At 62.8% G+C, this 15,381-nt stretch carries 14 protein-coding genes; 6 read left to right on the forward strand and 8 right to left on the reverse strand.

All coding sequences use genetic code 11. From position 1 onward, the window contains the following. Positions 1–95: 95 nt before the first annotated feature. Positions 96–491 carry an ectoine synthase gene (locus DOM66_RS03140; RefSeq protein WP_035473384.1) on the forward strand — a complete coding sequence of 132 codons (396 nt, stop codon included), beginning with the start codon at positions 96–98 and terminating at the stop codon, positions 489–491. Positions 492–730: 239 nt separating this feature from the next. Here the strand turns inward: DOM66_RS03140 and cyoE are convergent, their stop codons facing one another. Genes cyoE through cyoA form a run of 5 tightly spaced genes read right to left on the reverse strand, consistent with a single transcriptional unit; the run spans position 731 to position 5,468 of the window. Continuing rightward, on the reverse strand, positions 731–1,624 hold the full coding sequence (cyoE, locus tag DOM66_RS03145; protein WP_110689228.1) for a heme o synthase: 894 nt from the start codon (positions 1,622–1,624) through the stop codon (positions 731–733). Between the two features lie 8 nt (positions 1,625–1,632). Next, positions 1,633–1,965 carry a cytochrome o ubiquinol oxidase subunit IV gene (gene cyoD, locus DOM66_RS03150; protein WP_110677788.1) on the reverse strand — a complete coding sequence of 111 codons (333 nt, stop codon included), beginning with the start codon at positions 1,963–1,965 and terminating at the stop codon, positions 1,633–1,635. Between the two features lie 2 nt (positions 1,966–1,967). Then, positions 1,968–2,585 (reverse strand): cytochrome o ubiquinol oxidase subunit III, encoded by a 618-nt coding sequence (cyoC, locus tag DOM66_RS03155; protein ID WP_106420190.1) that lies wholly within the window; start codon positions 2,583–2,585, stop codon positions 1,968–1,970. Positions 2,586–2,587: 2 nt separating this feature from the next. After that, on the reverse strand, positions 2,588–4,570 hold the full coding sequence (gene cyoB / locus DOM66_RS03160; protein ID WP_110677786.1) for a cytochrome o ubiquinol oxidase subunit I: 1,983 nt from the start codon (positions 4,568–4,570) through the stop codon (positions 2,588–2,590). 4 nt (positions 4,571–4,574) lie between these two features. Then, positions 4,575–5,468, reverse strand: coding sequence for a ubiquinol oxidase subunit II (gene cyoA, locus DOM66_RS03165; RefSeq protein ID WP_232825286.1), 894 nt, complete (start codon positions 5,466–5,468; stop codon positions 4,575–4,577). Positions 5,469–6,445: 977 nt separating this feature from the next. Between cyoA and DOM66_RS03170 the strand changes: the two genes are divergently transcribed. From DOM66_RS03170 to yidD, 3 genes are all read left to right on the forward strand, one after another. Beyond that, positions 6,446–6,889, forward strand: coding sequence for a transcriptional repressor (locus DOM66_RS03170; RefSeq protein WP_110677782.1), 444 nt, complete (start codon positions 6,446–6,448; stop codon positions 6,887–6,889). 67 nt (positions 6,890–6,956) lie between these two features. After that, on the forward strand, positions 6,957–7,400 hold the full coding sequence (hisI, locus tag DOM66_RS03175) for a phosphoribosyl-AMP cyclohydrolase (RefSeq protein ID WP_198651842.1): 444 nt from the start codon (positions 6,957–6,959) through the stop codon (positions 7,398–7,400). 31 nt (positions 7,401–7,431) lie between these two features. Next, on the forward strand, positions 7,432–7,794 hold the full coding sequence (gene yidD, locus DOM66_RS20065; RefSeq protein WP_407071971.1) for a membrane protein insertion efficiency factor YidD: 363 nt from the start codon (positions 7,432–7,434) through the stop codon (positions 7,792–7,794). 30 nt (positions 7,795–7,824) lie between these two features. Here the strand turns inward: yidD and DOM66_RS03185 are convergent, their stop codons facing one another. After that, on the reverse strand, positions 7,825–8,241 hold the full coding sequence (locus tag DOM66_RS03185) for a SufE family protein (RefSeq protein ID WP_110689230.1): 417 nt from the start codon (positions 8,239–8,241) through the stop codon (positions 7,825–7,827). Positions 8,242–8,483: 242 nt separating this feature from the next. Here DOM66_RS03185 and DOM66_RS03190 point away from each other — a divergent pair, with 242 nt between their 5' ends. Next, positions 8,484–9,455, forward strand: a complete 972-nt coding sequence (locus tag DOM66_RS03190; RefSeq protein WP_110677776.1) for a DNA-binding protein — start codon at positions 8,484–8,486, stop codon at positions 9,453–9,455. A 37-nt stretch (positions 9,456–9,492) separates the two neighbouring features. On the opposite strand, the gene DOM66_RS03195 is transcribed toward DOM66_RS03190, so the two are convergent. Then, positions 9,493–10,494, reverse strand: a complete 1,002-nt coding sequence (locus DOM66_RS03195) for a TAXI family TRAP transporter solute-binding subunit (RefSeq protein ID WP_110689231.1) — start codon at positions 10,492–10,494, stop codon at positions 9,493–9,495. A gap of 266 nt (positions 10,495–10,760) precedes the next feature. After that, positions 10,761–11,348, reverse strand: a complete 588-nt coding sequence (gene nfuA, locus DOM66_RS03200; protein ID WP_110677772.1) for a Fe-S biogenesis protein NfuA — start codon at positions 11,346–11,348, stop codon at positions 10,761–10,763. A 280-nt stretch (positions 11,349–11,628) separates the two neighbouring features. Here nfuA and metH point away from each other — a divergent pair, with 280 nt between their 5' ends. Then, on the forward strand, positions 11,629–15,378 hold the full coding sequence (gene metH / locus DOM66_RS03205; RefSeq protein ID WP_110689232.1) for a methionine synthase: 3,750 nt from the start codon (positions 11,629–11,631) through the stop codon (positions 15,376–15,378). Positions 15,379–15,381 lie beyond the last annotated feature (3 nt).

The raw sequence follows: 15,381 nt of genomic DNA on the forward strand, positions 1-15,381 counted from the left end.
GTAATCAGCAAGAACGTTCAGCGAAGCAGATAGCAAGGGCGTTTTGGCCCTGACTGTGACAGCCCTGGCGTTTATCCTCTCAAGGAGCAGAATCGATGATCGTACGTAACCTGGAAGAGTGCCGGAAGACCGAGCGTTTCGTCGAAGCCGAGAACGGCAACTGGGACAGCACTCGCCTGATGCTGGCCGACGACAACTGCGGTTTCTCGTTCAACATCACCCGTATCCACCCGGGCACGGAAACCCATATCCACTACAAGAACCATATCGAGGCGGTGTTCTGCTACGAGGGCGAAGGGGAAGTCGAGACCATCGCCGATGGCAAGATTCACACCATCAAGGCTGGCGATATGTATCTGCTCGATCAGCACGACGAGCATTGGCTGCGCGGCAAGGAGAAGGGCATGACCGTCGCTTGTGTCTTCCTGCCGGCGCTGACGGGGCGCGAAGTGCACCGCGAAGATGGCTCCTACGCACCGCCGGAAGCATGATCTGCGCGCCTCCCTATGCTGTCACTGTGGCTTCGTCACCCCTCGGGGCCGAGACTGATGTGATAGTGGCAGGCACGGGGGCCGCGCGACAGTACGCAGCATGAAAGACAGCCGTACGATAAAAGCCGTAAGCAAGAAAAAAAGACGGGCAGCNNGCTGCCCGTCTTTTTATGGATGCCACTCTGGATGTCTTCATGGCTGCTGCCAGTGACGTCACGCCGTGTCACTGGCGGCAAAGGTCATCCCAGTGCCAGCGACACGATCGACTCCGCCATTGGCAGGCGGCTGTCGACCGACATCATCACGCTCAGCGCGGTGACCACCATGATCGAGAACCCGAACACCTTGCGGGCCCAGGCCTGATCGTCCTTTGCGCGATAGCCACGCAGGGTGATCCACAGCCAGTAGAGGCCCACTGCCGTGGCCACGATGGCATAGATCCAACCCGTATAGCCGGCCACGCTCAGCATTACAGACGCCACCACGAACAGCGCCGTGTAGATCACGATATGCCGTTTGGCCACACCGATACCACACTTGACCGGCAGCACCGGAATCGACGCCGAGGCATAATCGTTGAAGCGGAAAATCGCGATCGCGTAGGAGTGGGGCATCTGCCAGATGCTGAAGATGATCAGCAGCAGCAGGGCGCCCAAGTCGAACTGACCGCTCACGGCACAGTAGCCGATCACCGGCGGCGAGGCCCCGGAGAGGCTGCCGATCAGCGTGCCGTAGACCGAATTGCGCTTCAGGTAGAGGCTGTAGGCACCGACGTAGATCGCGAACCCGAAGGCAGCGAAGCCGGTGGCCAGCGGCGTGGTCTGCCACGCCAGCAGGCCGAAACCGAGCGCTCCGAGAATGCAGCCCAGCACCAGCGCGACCGGAATCGAAACCTGTCCGGTGACCATGGCGCGCGACTTTGTGCGCGCCATGTGCCGGTCGATATCCCGATCGATCACGTTGTTGAAGACGCAGCCGGAGGCCACGACCAGCGAAGTGCCGATCACCGCAGCAAAGAACAGCAGGGGGTCGAAACGGCCACCGGCGGCCAAGAAATAGCCGCCGATGACTGTCACGAGATTGCCGAAGATGATGCCGGGCTTGGTCAGCAGCAAATAGGGCTTGAGGGCCATTTGCGTGCTTAGTTCAGCATCATGTTGACGTGGATGTTGTGCATGATCCATAGGGAACCACCAATGATCAGCCCCAGAATACCGACCGTGAAGACGATGGCGATGAAGTTCCAGCCGCCTTCGGCCTTGGTATTCAGGTGCATGAATAGGACCAGCTGCACCAGCACCTGTGCGATGGCGGTGACCACTACGGTCACCATCATCACCGGCACGCTGAAGCCACCGGTCATGACCACACCGAACGCGATCAGCGTCAGCACGATCGAGATGATCAGACCAATGAAGTACGACTTGTAGCTGCCATGGCTGGCGCCGTCATGAGAGGTATGAATATCGCTCATGGTTACATGGCTCCAAACAGGTAGACGAAGGAGAAGACGCAGATCCAGACGATGTCCAGGAAGTGCCAGAACAGGCTCAGGCACAGCATGCGCGGCTTGGTGACGCTGTCGAGACCACGACGCGAGATCTGGATGAACATGGTCGCGATCCAGATCAGGCCGAAGGTCACGTGCAGGCCGTGGGTGCCGACCAGCGTGAAGAAGGCCGACAGGAAGGCGCTGCGATCCGGACCATGGCCCTGGGCGATGAGGTGATGGAATTCGTACACTTCCATCGCGACAAAGCCGAAGCCGAGCAGGAAGGTCACGGCCAGCCACTTGAGCACGGCGCCGCGATCACCGGCGTTCTGCGCCAGCACGGCGAGACCGAAGGTGAAACTACTCACCAGCAGCAGGAACGTCTCGACCAGCACGAAGGGCAGTTCGAAGATCTCCTGAGAGGTCGGGCCGCCGGCGGTGGCGGTACCCAGGACCCCGAAGGTGGCGAACAGGGATCCGAAGATCACCAGGTCGCTCATCAGGTAGATCCAGAAGCCGAACACCTTCATCGCGCCGGCGTCGTGGTGCTCATGCCCGTCGTGGGCATGAGCGTCGTGGTTAGTCAGGGTATCGGTTGCCATGGTTACGCCTGCATCTCCAACCGTTTGTGGTATTCACGCTCGGTCTTTTCGACCTCGGCAGCGGGGATGTGGTAGTCCACGTCATCGTTGTGGATACGCACCATGAAGGTCACGAACATCCCGATGGCGCCAACCGCGACCAGCCACCAGATGTGCCACACCAGAGCGAAGCCGAAGATCAGGCTGAACAGCCCCAGGATCGGACCTTCGTTGGTGTTCTTGGGCATGTGCACGTCTTCGAAGTGGGTCGACAGCTCACGCTTGAAGCCACCCGGCTGTTGCTTCATCTCCCAGTAGCTGTCGATGGAGTGCACCGTCGGCAGATGGGCGAAGTTGTAGTTCGGGGGCGGCGAAGAAGTGGACCACTCCAGGGTACGGGCATCCCACGGATCGCCAGTCACGTCGCGGTTCTTCTCGCGGTCGCGAATACTTACCACCAGCTGGATCACGATGCAGGCAATACCCATGGCGATGACCACGGCGCCGAACCAGGCGACGATCATCAGCGGCTGCCACTCGGTCTGCTCGTAGGACTGCATGCGACGCATGGCACCGAAGAAGCTCAGCGCGTAGAGCGGCATGAAGGCCAGGTAGAAGCCGACCAGCCAGCACCAGAAGGAGCGCTTGCCCCATTTTTCGCTCAGGGTGAAACCGAACGCTTTCGGGAACCAGTAGGTGAAGCCGGCCATCATGCCGAAGACCACGCCGCCGATGATGACGTTATGGAAGTGGGCAATGACGAACAGGCTGTTGTGCAGCACGAAGTTGGCACCCGGTACCGCCAGCATGACGCCGGTCATACCACCCAGGGTAAAGGTGATGATGAAACCGATGGTCCACAGCACCGGAGCGGTGAACTCGAGACGGCCGCGGTACATGGTGAACAGCCAGTTGAAGATCTTCACGCCCGTGGGTATCGCGATGATCATCGTCGTGATGCCGAAGAAGGCGTTGACGTTGGCACCGGCACCCATGGTGAAGAAGTGGTGCAGCCAGACGATGAACGACAGGAAGGTGATCGCCACCGTGGCCCAGACCATGGTCTTGTAGCCGAACAGACGCTTCTTGGTGAAGGTCGAGATGACCTCGGAGAAGACACCGAACGCCGGCAGGATCAGGATGTACACCTCAGGGTGGCCCCAGGCCCAGATGAGGTTGACGTACATCATCTGGCTGCCGCCCATGTCGTTGGTGAAGAAGTGCATCCCCAGGTAGCGATCCAGCGTGAGCAGGGCGATGGTCGCGGTCAGGATCGGGAACGACAGGATGATCAGGACGTTGGTGCACAGTGCCGTCCAGGTGAAGATCGGCATGCGGAACAGCGACATGCCCTTGGTGCGCATCTTCAGGATGGTCACGAAGAAGTTGATGCCGGTCAGGGTCGTCCCGATACCCGATATCTGCAGTGACCATATCCAGTAGTCGACCCCGACATCGGGACTGTACTTCAACTCCGATAGCGGCGCGTAGGCCAGCCAGCCGGTCTTGGCGAATTCACCGATGACCAGCGAGACGTTGACCAGAATGACGCCGGCAGCGAAGAGCCAGAAGCTGACGTTGTTCATGAACGGGAAGGCAACGTCGCGAGCACCGATCTGCAGCGGCACCACCAGGTTCATCAGACCGATGACCATGGGCATGGCGACGAAGAAGATCATGATCACACCGTGAGCGGTGAAGATCTGATCGTAGTGGTGGGGCGGTAGGTACCCCTCGGCGCCACCAGCCGCTATGGCCTGCTGGGTACGCATCATGATCGCGTCGGCAAAGCCGCGGACCAGCATTACCAGGGCGACCAGGAAATACATGATCCCGATCTTCTTGTGGTCGATGGAAGTGATCCAGTCGCGCCACAGATAGCCCCACTTGCGATAGTAGGTAATGAGCCCGACAACCAGGGCGCCGACGATTCCGATGACCGTCGCCGTGACCATGATGATCGGCTCATGGTAGGGAATCGAATCTAAGCTGAGTTTTCCGAACATGACGTTACTCCGCTGCCTGCGCACTCATGGGCATTGAAGGCTCCTGTGCTTGGTTGTGCTCGCCATGACTCTGCGGACCACCGTGACCAGACTTGTAGCTTCTGATCAGGTCGCCGTAGAAGTCGGGCGAAACCTGCGAGAAATACTGCACCGGCGCACCGATGCTCGGCTGTGCCAGCTTGTCGTAGTCGGCCGGGAACATCATCGTCTTGGGCGACTGCTTGACCTTGTCGACCCAGGCCTGGAAATCGGCTTGCGACGTCACATGGGCGTCGAACAGCATTTCCGAGAAACCTTCGCCGCTGTAGTGGGTCGAACGACCACGGAAGGTGCCGATCTCACTGCCTTCGAGATAGACGTCGTTGTTCATCCCGGCCATGGCATAGATCTGGCTGCCAAGGTTGGGAATCATGAACGAATTCATCACCGTGCCCGAGGTAACCCGGAAATGCACAGGCGTGTTGACCGGCATGGCCAGCTCGTTGACCGTGGCGATGCCCTGCTCGGGATAGATGAACAGCCATTTCCAGTCGAGCGAGATCGCGTCGATGGTCATGGTTTCATCTTCACTGGCGATCGGCTTGTGCGGATCGTAAGTGTGCGACGTCTGCCAGGTGAGAATCCCCAGGAAGAGGATGATGACGCATGGGATGGCCCATACGAACAGCTCGATGACGTTGGAGTGCTCCCAGTTCGGCGTGTACTTGGCCGCCAGGTTGGTGCCGCGATACTTCCAGGCGAACAGGATGGTCATCACGATGACCGGAATGACCACGATCAGCATCAAACCGAAAGCGGTGATGATCAGCGACTTGAGCCCCTGACCGATAGGACCGCTAGGGTCCATCAGTGCCGAACCGCAACCGCTCAACAGCAGTGGCACGGTCAGCCACGTCATCACACTCAAATACTTGAGGGAGTTCCTTTTTCTCATCTCACGACCCCAGTGGAGGAAAGCTTTTGGCCCTGCAACATCGGCTAGCGGCCTGCATCATACGCCGCTCGCCAGGGCTGACAACTCGAATGACGAGGACCGCCGTTGCGATCGGCCTCGACAAGTCGCCAACGAAGTAGGGATTTCGCGGACGACATTGTACCTAAAAAAACCTTGCCCAGCAGGCCGGCGGCAGCAAAGTGCCGCGTGTGTGGCGATTTGTCGCACTGCCTGTCGCACCCTTTGACGTTGGTCGTCGCGCGGGCGCTTGGCGATCGTGTTACGACGCCATCCAGACTAGTTCATCGGCTTGCAGCGTGCGCTCTGAAGGCATAGCGCCTTCGACGTGATGGTCACGCGAGTCCGCTACCGAAAACGACGGCGCCCATCATGCCGATACCCGGGAGCGCATGCCAGACCGGGGTTCGGTGCGACCTGCGGTGCCGAGGCACAATCCAGCCAGCACATCCGAAGAGAAAGCACATCGACAAGCATCTCGGACTGGCTGACGGAAGCGTGCCACTGGCGGCTTGCCCGTGACTGTCTTTCTGAATCGAGTCAGATCAGATAGCCCGGGGCGGCCGAACAGAAGGTATGGACGCATGGACGGCGGATCCGGATGACACGATGACAGGCTGACCAACGACCGGCCCATCCCCACTCTCCTTGAGTTCGCATAATATATATTATGTTAAATATGATGCGCGGCGAACCGATGCAAGACAGCCTGGGCTGACCCGAGTCGATATGCCAGCCGCTTGTCTGGCCTGTCTCCTTCACTCGTCAGCGTATCTCGAGGCAGCCCGCTAGCCAGCCTTCTTCCTTTCTTTACCTTTGCCACGCGTGCGTGGCCGCTCGGTTCCCGGCCAGTCGTCCGGTGGCTCTGCTTACGGTGAGCGCGTAGAATGGCCAATTCTTTGAACAACGGCTCGGGATTGTCGATGATCGACTCGGATGCCCTGCTCAGACAGGCAGACCAACAGTGCCAGGAACGCGGTGTGCGCTTCACACCGATCCGGCGCCGCGTGCTCGAACTGATCTCCACCACACCCGGTGGGCTCAAGGCTTACGATCTACTCGACCGGCTCTCCGACGAACATGCCGCAGCGCGTCCGCCAACGGTCTATCGTGCGCTCGACTTTCTCATCGAGCAGGGTCTGGTGCACCGCATCGAATCGCTCAACGCCTATATTGCCTGCCCGTGCCCGGAGCACGTGCATCGTTTCCAGCTATTGATCTGTCGTCACTGCGGCCGTGTCGAGGAGCTGCATCAGGAAGCCGTTGGCGAATTACTGGCGAGTACGGCGCGTGAACGCGGCTTCACCATCCAGCGCCAGACCATCGAGCTACTGGGTACTTGCGACACCTGTCGCGATAGCGCCTGAGCGCGCCTGAAGAACCCTCGGAACCTACCCGGCGAGAGCCTATTTTCCCCAGCCAACGAGAGACACCATGTCACGCCTGTTTCACGATCTGGAGAACGCTGCGGCCGGCACGCAAGTGTCGCTGGCCGAGCTCATCGAGAATGCCCGCTGGAACGCCGACGGTCTGATGCCGGCGATCGCGCAGCAGCACGATAGCGGCGAAGTGCTGATGATGGCCTGGATGAACGCCGCTGCCCTGCGCGAAACGCTGCAGACCGGCCAGGTCTGTTACTGGTCACGTTCACGCCAGACCTTCTGGCGCAAGGGCGAGACTTCGGGTCAACGCCAGCGTCTGATCGAGGCGCGCCTCGACTGTGATGGCGACACCCTGCTGCTCAAGGTCGAACAGACCGGCCCTGCCTGCCACACCGGGCGCCGCGACTGCTTCTACATTCGTCTTTCCGAAGAGACCGGCGAGGTCGATCGCGAACCGCTGATCGCGCCCGAGGAGCTCTACGGCACGCCGCGCTGATCCGATGCTGCGCCGCCTCGCCACGACACTCATGACCGGGATGATCCAGGGGTATCGTTACCTGATCAGCCCCCTGCTCGGCCCCCGCTGCCGCTTTTGGCCGACCTGTTCCAGCTATGCGCTGGAGGCGATCAAGCTGCACGGGCCGTGGCGTGGCGGCTGGCTGACGCTCAAGCGGTTGAGCAAGTGCCATCCGCTGCACCCGGGTGGCGTCGACCCGGTGCCCGAGCCGCAGCATCGCTGCGGCTGCGCGGCTCGCGAGACGTCCCGCGACGGCGCTATCCACGACACCCCTGTCCACGACACCCACGATGGCACACGCGACGGCAGTTGCCAGAGAACAGCTGACGCCACGGCCACCTCCGAACACGACAAAGACCGCGACGCGCGCTGACTAGTGCAGGCGATGTCGTGGCGCGGCGGTTCAGGCGGCCTGAGCGTCACGTGCGGTGGCGTGGATGCGCTCCAGCATGGCGTGCAGCCCGTTGCTGCGCGTGGGCGACAGGTGCTTGTCGAGCCCCAGTTCGGCGAGGAAGGTCGGCTGGCTGTCGAGAATCTCCTGCGGCTCCCGCGCGTCGTAAATGCGCAGCAGAATCGCGATCAGCCCGCTGACGATGGCCGCATCCGAGGTGGCGCGAAAACGTAACCGCCCTGCTTCCGGTGTCGCTGTCATCCACACGTTGGACTGACACCCTTCTATCTTGTGCGCCGGGGTACGCTCCGCTTCCGGGAACGGTGGCAACTGACGCCCCATGTCGATGATGTACTGATAGCGATCCATCCAGTTGTCGAACATCGAGAATTCGTCGAGCAGTTCGGCCTGGGCCTGTGCGATGCTCATGGGCTCTCCTTGGTTGGCGATCGCGCCATTATAGAGGCTCTTGGCGGCCTACCCCAGCCACACCGGTGGCATGCCCATGACGAATCGATTTTACGTATCGTTTTTACGTAAATGGCCTATGCTGTCAGCGAGGCCGTCAGGGTTCCCTACACCGACTCGACGGCAGAACGAAGGAAAGCGCCGCAGAAGCGCTTCCGAGTAGTGAACAAGATACGAAGTTATCAGAGTACAGGGAGCACCACATGGCTCGTAACGGCATCCGCTACGACGACGTCTGTCGCGCGATCGAGACCTTGAAACACCGCGGTGAAACGGTCAGCGTGCAGAAGATCCGCGATTTCCTCGGCACCGGCAGCTACACCACCATCAGCGACCACCTGCGCGAATGGCGCCTGCGCCAGGACACCAGCGCCGTCAGCAGCATTCCTCGCACCCAAGAGCGCCCGGAGCTGCTCGAGGGCTGGGTCGCCGACATCTGGGACAAGGCGCAGCAGGCGGCCTACGAAAAGCTTGCGGTCTATCGTCAGCAGGCCGACGAACAGATTCTCGACGCCAACGAGGCCAGCCAGGCCGCGCAGCGCCAGTGCGAGGATGCCGAACAGCGACTCGCAGCGCTCAACGAGCACATGCTCAACGCCCAGGAGCGGCTCGAGAAAAAGACCAATGAAGCGGCGCATCTACAGGCGGAGCTGCAGGCGCTACAGGCGCAGCAGCAGCAGCAGCAGAAACGCCTGACCCAGCTGGAGCAGACCTGCCAGCGCCATCAGCAGGCGCTGGAACAGGCCGAACGGCAGCACCGCGAGGCGCTGGCCAAGCAGCAGCAGACCCATCAGACCAAGCTGGCCCAGGAAGAGAAGCGCCACGAGGCTGCCGAGAGCCGACTGATGACCCTGCTCGACGAGGCGCGCCAGGAACGACTCAAGCAGGAAAAGCAGTATGAGCAGCGCTTGTCGACGCTGGATCAGCGCAGCGAGCGACTGCAGATCGATCTCTCCGAGCAGCGCCGGCAGTACACCCAGCTGCAGGAGTCACTGCGCGCCGACAAGGCGCACACCGAGCAGCTCGAGAGCGAGCGCCGCCTGAGCGACGACCGTCAGCAGACGCTGCAGCAGGAGAAACAGCGCCTGGAGACCGAGCTGAAAAATCTGCGCGCCTCCAACCGCGAGCTGCATGATCGCCTCTCCCGCGCCGCCCTGCCCCCGACCGCTGTCTGAGCGCCGCTCCTGCGCGACCCCGCCCCCGACTGACGGTCTAACGCGGATCGTCATGTTCGGGAAGCGGCAGCCCGGCTTCCTCGTAATAGCGCCGCGCCCCCTGATGCAGTGGCGCGGTCAACCCCGCGCTGCTCATCTCCTCGGGGTCGAGTGTCGCCATTGAGGGGTGCCGTGACCGCAGCGCCTCGAGGTGCGCGAATACCGCCGCGACCAGGGCGTGAACGGTCTCCTCGTCGACGTCCGCGCGCGTCATCAGCGTCGCACGCACGCCGAAGGTGTGGATATCCTCGGGGGTGTGCGCATAGGTGCCACCGGGAATCGTGACCCGGGTGTAGTAGGGATGGCGCTCGAGCAACCGGTCCACGCCCACACCCTCGACGTTGACCAGATGGCCGTGGCAGTCGCGGGTCGCAGCCTCGATCGCCTGTACCGGAAACCCCACCACGTAGACAAAGGCGTCGAGGCGCCCTGCACAGAATACCTGCAGCATGTCTTCCGGGCGCAACTCACCGGCCAGGGCGAAGACGTTCTCGGATTGGCCCCGGGCCGCGAGCAGCGCATCCAGGGTGACCCGGTGGCCGGAGCCCGGGTTGCCGACATTGACTTGCCGCTCGCGCAGATCGCTGAAGCGCTGAATTCCGGGGTCCGTCGCCACCACGGTAAAGGCTTCCGATTGCAGCGAGAAGAGTGCACGCAGATCCGGCGCAGGGGCGCTGTCGTAGAAGAGGCCGCTACCGTTCAGCGCGGCGTATTGGATGTCCGACTGCACGATACCGAACGTCAGATCCCCATTGCGCACCGCGGTGGCGTTGTACTGCGAGCCGCCGGTGATGCGCGCCTGACACCGTTGCCCGGTCGCCGCCTCATACAAGTGGCAGATCTCCTGACCCGCGGGCCAGTAGACGCCGTAGGTATCGCCGGTACCGATGGTGATCGCCCCGACGGCCTGCGCCGGCATCGACACCGTCCACACGGCCGCCGCTGCCAGCCAGCCGGCCAGCGTCCGGCCCCCCACTCCACCTACTAACCCTGATCGCATGTTCGCCTGTTGCTGTTGTTATGGGATGACTACCTGTCTCTTGCCCAGCGGAAGGCGCGCCGCGCCCTGGGGCAATATTAGATTATGCCGAGGTAATTGACAGATTGTCAGGTCATAGGCGGTCGGGATCGCGGAGCCAGCGCTGCCGCCGCTGGGTCCAGGGGGAAACGAGCGGGCCCAAGGGGGAAACGAGCATGAAAAAAGCGCTCGGGCGAGCGCTTTTCGAGACGGGCAGTCGGGCCGGTGGCAACCACCGGCGCCTACGATCAGTAGTAGGCGTTGGTGGTGTCGGTGTGATCGGTGACGTCACGGATGCCGGCGAGTTCGGGGATACGCTCCATCAGGGTGCGCTCCACACCCTCTTTCAGCGTCAGGTCGACTGCGGCACATCCCTGGCAGCCGCCGCCGAACTGCAGCACGGCGACCTGCTCGTCGGTGAGCTGGATCAGGCGGATTTCGCCACCATGCGCGGCGAGCCCAGGGTTGATCTCGCTGTAAAGGATGTAATTGACACGATCTTCCAAGGGGCTGTCGGCGTTGACCTTGGGCATCTTGGCGTTGGGCGCCTTGATCGTCAGCTGCCCGCCCATGCGGTCCGGGTTGAAGTCGACCACGGCCTCTTCCAGGAACGGCACGCTGTTCTTGTCCAGAAAGACGTCGAACTTCTCCAGCGTGAGGCGCTCGTCACTGGGCTCTTCTTCGCCCGGACGGCAGTAGGCCAGGCAGGTCTCGGCATAGGGAGTGCCTGGCTGGGTGATGAACACCCGCACCGCAATGCCCTCGACGTTCTGCTTGGCCAGCAGTTCGGCCAGGTACTCCTGTCCGCTTTCGGTGATCTGAATCGGTTGGCTCATGTCGCTGCGAACTCTGCTTGAGAAGTGGTGAAACGAGATGTCGTGACGCTAGGGGGCTCTGATCTCGTGGATGGTCACCATGGTAGAAAAAAGCGGCCTCCAAGACAATCCCGAGTGATTTAGTCAGGAAAGTGGCGGTATCCCTCCGACAGTCCCGGTGAGTCTCGCCTGCCCGCGCTTTCTGCTACTCTGTGGCCCCCACTGCGCTCGACTGAGCCTGGGGCCGCCTGAGTGCATCCACGCATCCTTTTACCGAGCCGTTCCGCCGCAGGAGATCCGCATGGCCGCTCACCGCAGACCGTCGATCGAGACCCTGACCCAGACCCTCGACGCGCGCATCGTGATTCTCGACGGCGGCATGGGCACCATGCTTCAGGAGTACCGCCTCGACGAGGCCGATTTCCGCGGCGAGCGCTTCGCCGACTGGCCCAGTGAACTCAAGGGTAACAACGACCTGCTGACCTTGACCCAACCAGCTGTGGTCGGCGCGATCCATCGCGCCTATCTGGAAGCGGGCGCCGATATCGTCGAGACCAACACCTTCAACGCCACCCGGCTGTCGCAGTCGGACTACGGCATGGAGGCGCTGGTGCCTGAACTCAATCGCGAGGCTGCCCGCCTGGCCCGTGAGGCCTGCGATGCGGTGGCCGCCGAGAGCGGCGTGCCGCGTTACGTGGCCGGCGTCCTCGGCCCGACCTCGCGCACGGCGTCGCTCTCCCCCGATGTCAACGATCCAGCCAAGCGTAACGTTACCTTCGACGCCCTGCGCGACAACTATACCGAAGCCGCGAGCGCGCTGATCGAGGGTGGTGCCGATCTGATCCTGATCGAGACCATCTTCGATACCCTCAACGCCAAGGCGGCGATCTACGCCCTGGAGGCGCTGTTCGAAGCCCGCGGCGAGCGGCTGCCGGTGATGATCTCCGGCACCATCACCGATGCCTCCGGGCGCACCCTGTCGGGACAGACCACCGAGGCGTTCTGGAACGCGGTACGTCACGCGCGACCGCTGGCGGTGGGGCTCAACTGCGCCCTGGGTGCGGAGGAGCTGCGCCCCTATCTCGAGGAGCTCTCCCACAAGGCCGACACCTTCGTCTCCGCTCACCCCAATGCCGGCCTGCCCAACGAGTTCGGCGAGTATGACCAGAGCGCCGAGGAGATGGCCGCGATCGTGCGCGAGTTCGCCGAGAGCGGCATGCTCAACGTGATCGGCGGCTGCTGCGGCACCACGCCTGAGCATATCGCCGCGGTCCGGCGGGCGGTCGACGGCCTGGCGCCGCGGCGCATCCCCGAGCGCCCTGCCGCCTGTCGCCTCTCCGGCCTCGAACCGTTCAACATCGAGGCGCAGTCGCTGTTCGTCAACGTCGGCGAGCGCACCAACGTCACCGGCTCGGCGCGCTTCAAGCGCCTGATCCAGGAGGAGGATTACACCACCGCCCTGGAAGTGGCGCTGGAGCAGGTCGAGAACGGTGCCCAGGTGATCGACATCAACATGGACGAGGGCATGCTGGAGTCGCAGGAGGCGATGGTGCGCTTCCTCAACCTGATCGCCGGCGAGCCCGACATCGCCCGGGTGCCGATCATGGTCGACTCCTCCAAGTGGGAGATCATCGAAGCCGGCCTCAAGTGCATTCAGGGCAAGGCGATCGTCAACTCGATCTCGCTCAAGGAAGGCGAAGCCTCGTTCCGCCACCAGGCCACCGAGTGCCGGCGTCACGGTGCCGCCATCGTGGTCATGGCGTTCGACGAGCAGGGCCAGGCCGACACCTTCACGCGCAAGACCGAGATCTGTGAACGCGCCTATCGGCTGCTGGTGGACGACATCGGCTTCCCCGCCGAGGACATCATCTTCGATCCCAACATCTTCGCCATCGCCACCGGGATCGAGGAGCACGACAACTACGCCGTCGATTTCATCGAGGCCACCCGCTGGATCCATGACCACCTGCCCCACGCGATGATCTCGGGCGGCGTCTCCAACGTGTCGTTCTCGTTCCGCGGCAACAATACCGTGCGTGAGGCGATCCACTCGGTCTTCCTTTATCACGCGGTCAAGGCGGGCCTCACCATGGGCATCGTCAATGCCGGCCAGCTGGCGGTCTACGACGACCTCCCGACGGCCCTGCGCGAGGCGGTCGAGGATGTCGTGCTCAACCGCCGCAGCGATGGCACCGAGCGCCTGCTCGAGATCGCCGAGCAGTATCGTGGCGACGCCACCGGTGGGCCGAAGAAGGAGGATCTCGAGTGGCGCGGCTGGGCGGTCGACAAGCGCATCGAGCACGCCCTGGTCAAGGGCATCACCGCCTACATCGAAGAGGATACCGAAGCCGCGCGGGCGGCGGCCGAGCGCCCCATCGAGGTGATCGAGGGGCCGCTGATGGATGGCATGAACGTGGTCGGCGATCTCTTTGGCGCCGGCAAGATGTTCCTGCCCCAGGTGGTCAAGTCGGCCCGCGTCATGAAGCAGGCGGTAGCCTATCTGATCCCCTATATCGAGGCGGAGAAGTCCGGCGAGAGCCAGTCCAAGGGCAAGATCGTGATGGCCACGGTCAAGGGCGATGTCCACGATATCGGCAAGAACATCGTCGGCGTGGTGCTGCAGTGCAACAACTACGAGGTGATCGATCTCGGCGTGATGGTCCCCACCGAGAAGATACTCAAGACCGCTCGCGACGAGGGCGCCGACATCATCGGGCTCTCGGGGCTGATCACCCCTTCACTCGACGAGATGGTTCACGTGGCCAAGGAGATGCAGCGCCAGGGCTTCACCCTGCCGCTGCTGATCGGCGGTGCCACCACCTCCAAGGCGCACACCGCGGTCAAGATCGCCCCGCAGTATGCCGAGCCGGTGATCTACGTCAGCGACGCCTCGCGCGCGGTGGGCGTGGCCAGCCGCCTGCTCTCGCCCACCCACAAGTCGGACTACGTTGCCGACATCCGGCGCGAGTACGACCAGGTGCGCGAGCGCAACGCCAAGCGCCGGCCCAAGGCGGCCGATCTGGACTACGCCGAGGCGCGCCAGCGGCGATTCCAGGCGGACTGGCAGAACTTCGCGCCGGTAACGCCCGCGCAACCCGGCCTGACGGTGTTCGACGACTACGACCTCGACGAGCTGGTCCCGCGCATCGACTGGACGCCGTTCTTCATGACTTGGCAGTTGGCGGGCAAGTATCCGCGCATCCTCGACGACGAGGTGGTCGGCGAGGCCGCGCGCAACCTGTTCCGCGATGCCCAGGCGATGCTGCGTCGGCTGATCGACGAGAAGCATCTGCATGCCCGCGGGGTGATCGGGCTATGGCCGGCCAACAGCGTCGATGACGATGTCATCGAGGTCTATGCCGACCCGCAGCGCTCGCAGATCGTCGAACGGCTACACCATGTGCGCCAGCAGAGCACCAAGGGGCGTGACGGGCTCTGCTACAGCCTGGCCGACTTCATTGCCCCGCGCTACGACGCGGATGGCCAGGAGCGCGATCAGCTCGACTGGATCGGCGGGTTCGCCGTCACCACCGGCCATGGCGCGGACGAGCTGGCCAAGCGCTATGAGGCGGCCGGCGACGACTACAATGCGATCCTGGTCCAGGCGCTGGCCGACCGCCTCGCCGAGGCCTTCGCCGAGCGCCTGCACGAACGCGTGCGCAAGGAGTTCTGGGGCTATGTGCCCGAGGAGACGCTGGACAACGACGCCCTGATCGCGGAGAAATATCAGGGTATCCGCCCTGCCCCGGGCTACCCGGCATGCCCCGATCATACCGAGAAGGCGACCCTGTTCCGGCTGCTGGATGCCACCGAGCACAGCGGGCTCACTCTGACTGACAGCTTCGCCATGTGGCCCGCGGCGGCGGTCTCCGGTTGGTACTTCGCGCATCCGGCCTCGAAGTACTTCTCCACCGGCAAGATCGGCCGCGATCAGGTCGAGGCGCTGGCTGCGCGCAAGGGACTTGCCCTGCCCGAGATGGAGCGCTGGCTGGCGCCGGTGCTCTCCTATGACCCAGACGACACGGTAGCGCCCGCCGCCCAGGCTTCCTGAGCG

Source organism: Salinicola endophyticus, assembly GCF_003206575.1.
GTDB lineage: Bacteria > Pseudomonadota > Gammaproteobacteria > Pseudomonadales > Halomonadaceae > Salinicola > Salinicola endophyticus.

Coding starts and splice junctions, on each gene's coding strand:
- DOM66_RS03140 (WP_035473384.1), top strand. CDS start 96: ATGATCGTACGTAACCTGGAAGAGTGCCGGAAGACCGAGCGTTTCGTC.
- metH (WP_110689232.1), top strand. CDS start 11,629: ATGGCCGCTCACCGCAGACCGTCGATCGAGACCCTGACCCAGACCCTC.
- cyoD (WP_110677788.1), bottom strand. CDS start 1,965: ATGAGCGATATTCATACCTCTCATGACGGCGCCAGCCATGGCAGCTAC.
- nfuA (WP_110677772.1), bottom strand. CDS start 11,348: ATGAGCCAACCGATTCAGATCACCGAAAGCGGACAGGAGTACCTGGCC.
- DOM66_RS03185 (WP_110689230.1), bottom strand. CDS start 8,241: ATGAGCATCGCACAGGCCCAGGCCGAACTGCTCGACGAATTCTCGATG.
- DOM66_RS03195 (WP_110689231.1), bottom strand. CDS start 10,494: ATGCGATCAGGGTTAGTAGGTGGAGTGGGGGGCCGGACGCTGGCCGGC.
- cyoA (WP_232825286.1), bottom strand. CDS start 5,468: ATGACGTGGCTGACCGTGCCACTGCTGTTGAGCGGTTGCGGTTCGGCA.
- cyoE (WP_110689228.1), bottom strand. CDS start 1,624: ATGGCCCTCAAGCCCTATTTGCTGCTGACCAAGCCCGGCATCATCTTC.
- yidD (WP_407071971.1), top strand. CDS start 7,432: ATGACCGGGATGATCCAGGGGTATCGTTACCTGATCAGCCCCCTGCTC.
- cyoB (WP_110677786.1), bottom strand. CDS start 4,570: ATGTTCGGAAAACTCAGCTTAGATTCGATTCCCTACCATGAGCCGATC.
- hisI (WP_198651842.1), top strand. CDS start 6,957: ATGTCACGCCTGTTTCACGATCTGGAGAACGCTGCGGCCGGCACGCAA.
- DOM66_RS03190 (WP_110677776.1), top strand. CDS start 8,484: ATGGCTCGTAACGGCATCCGCTACGACGACGTCTGTCGCGCGATCGAG.
- DOM66_RS03170 (WP_110677782.1), top strand. CDS start 6,446: ATGATCGACTCGGATGCCCTGCTCAGACAGGCAGACCAACAGTGCCAG.
- cyoC (WP_106420190.1), bottom strand. CDS start 2,585: ATGGCAACCGATACCCTGACTAACCACGACGCTCATGCCCACGACGGG.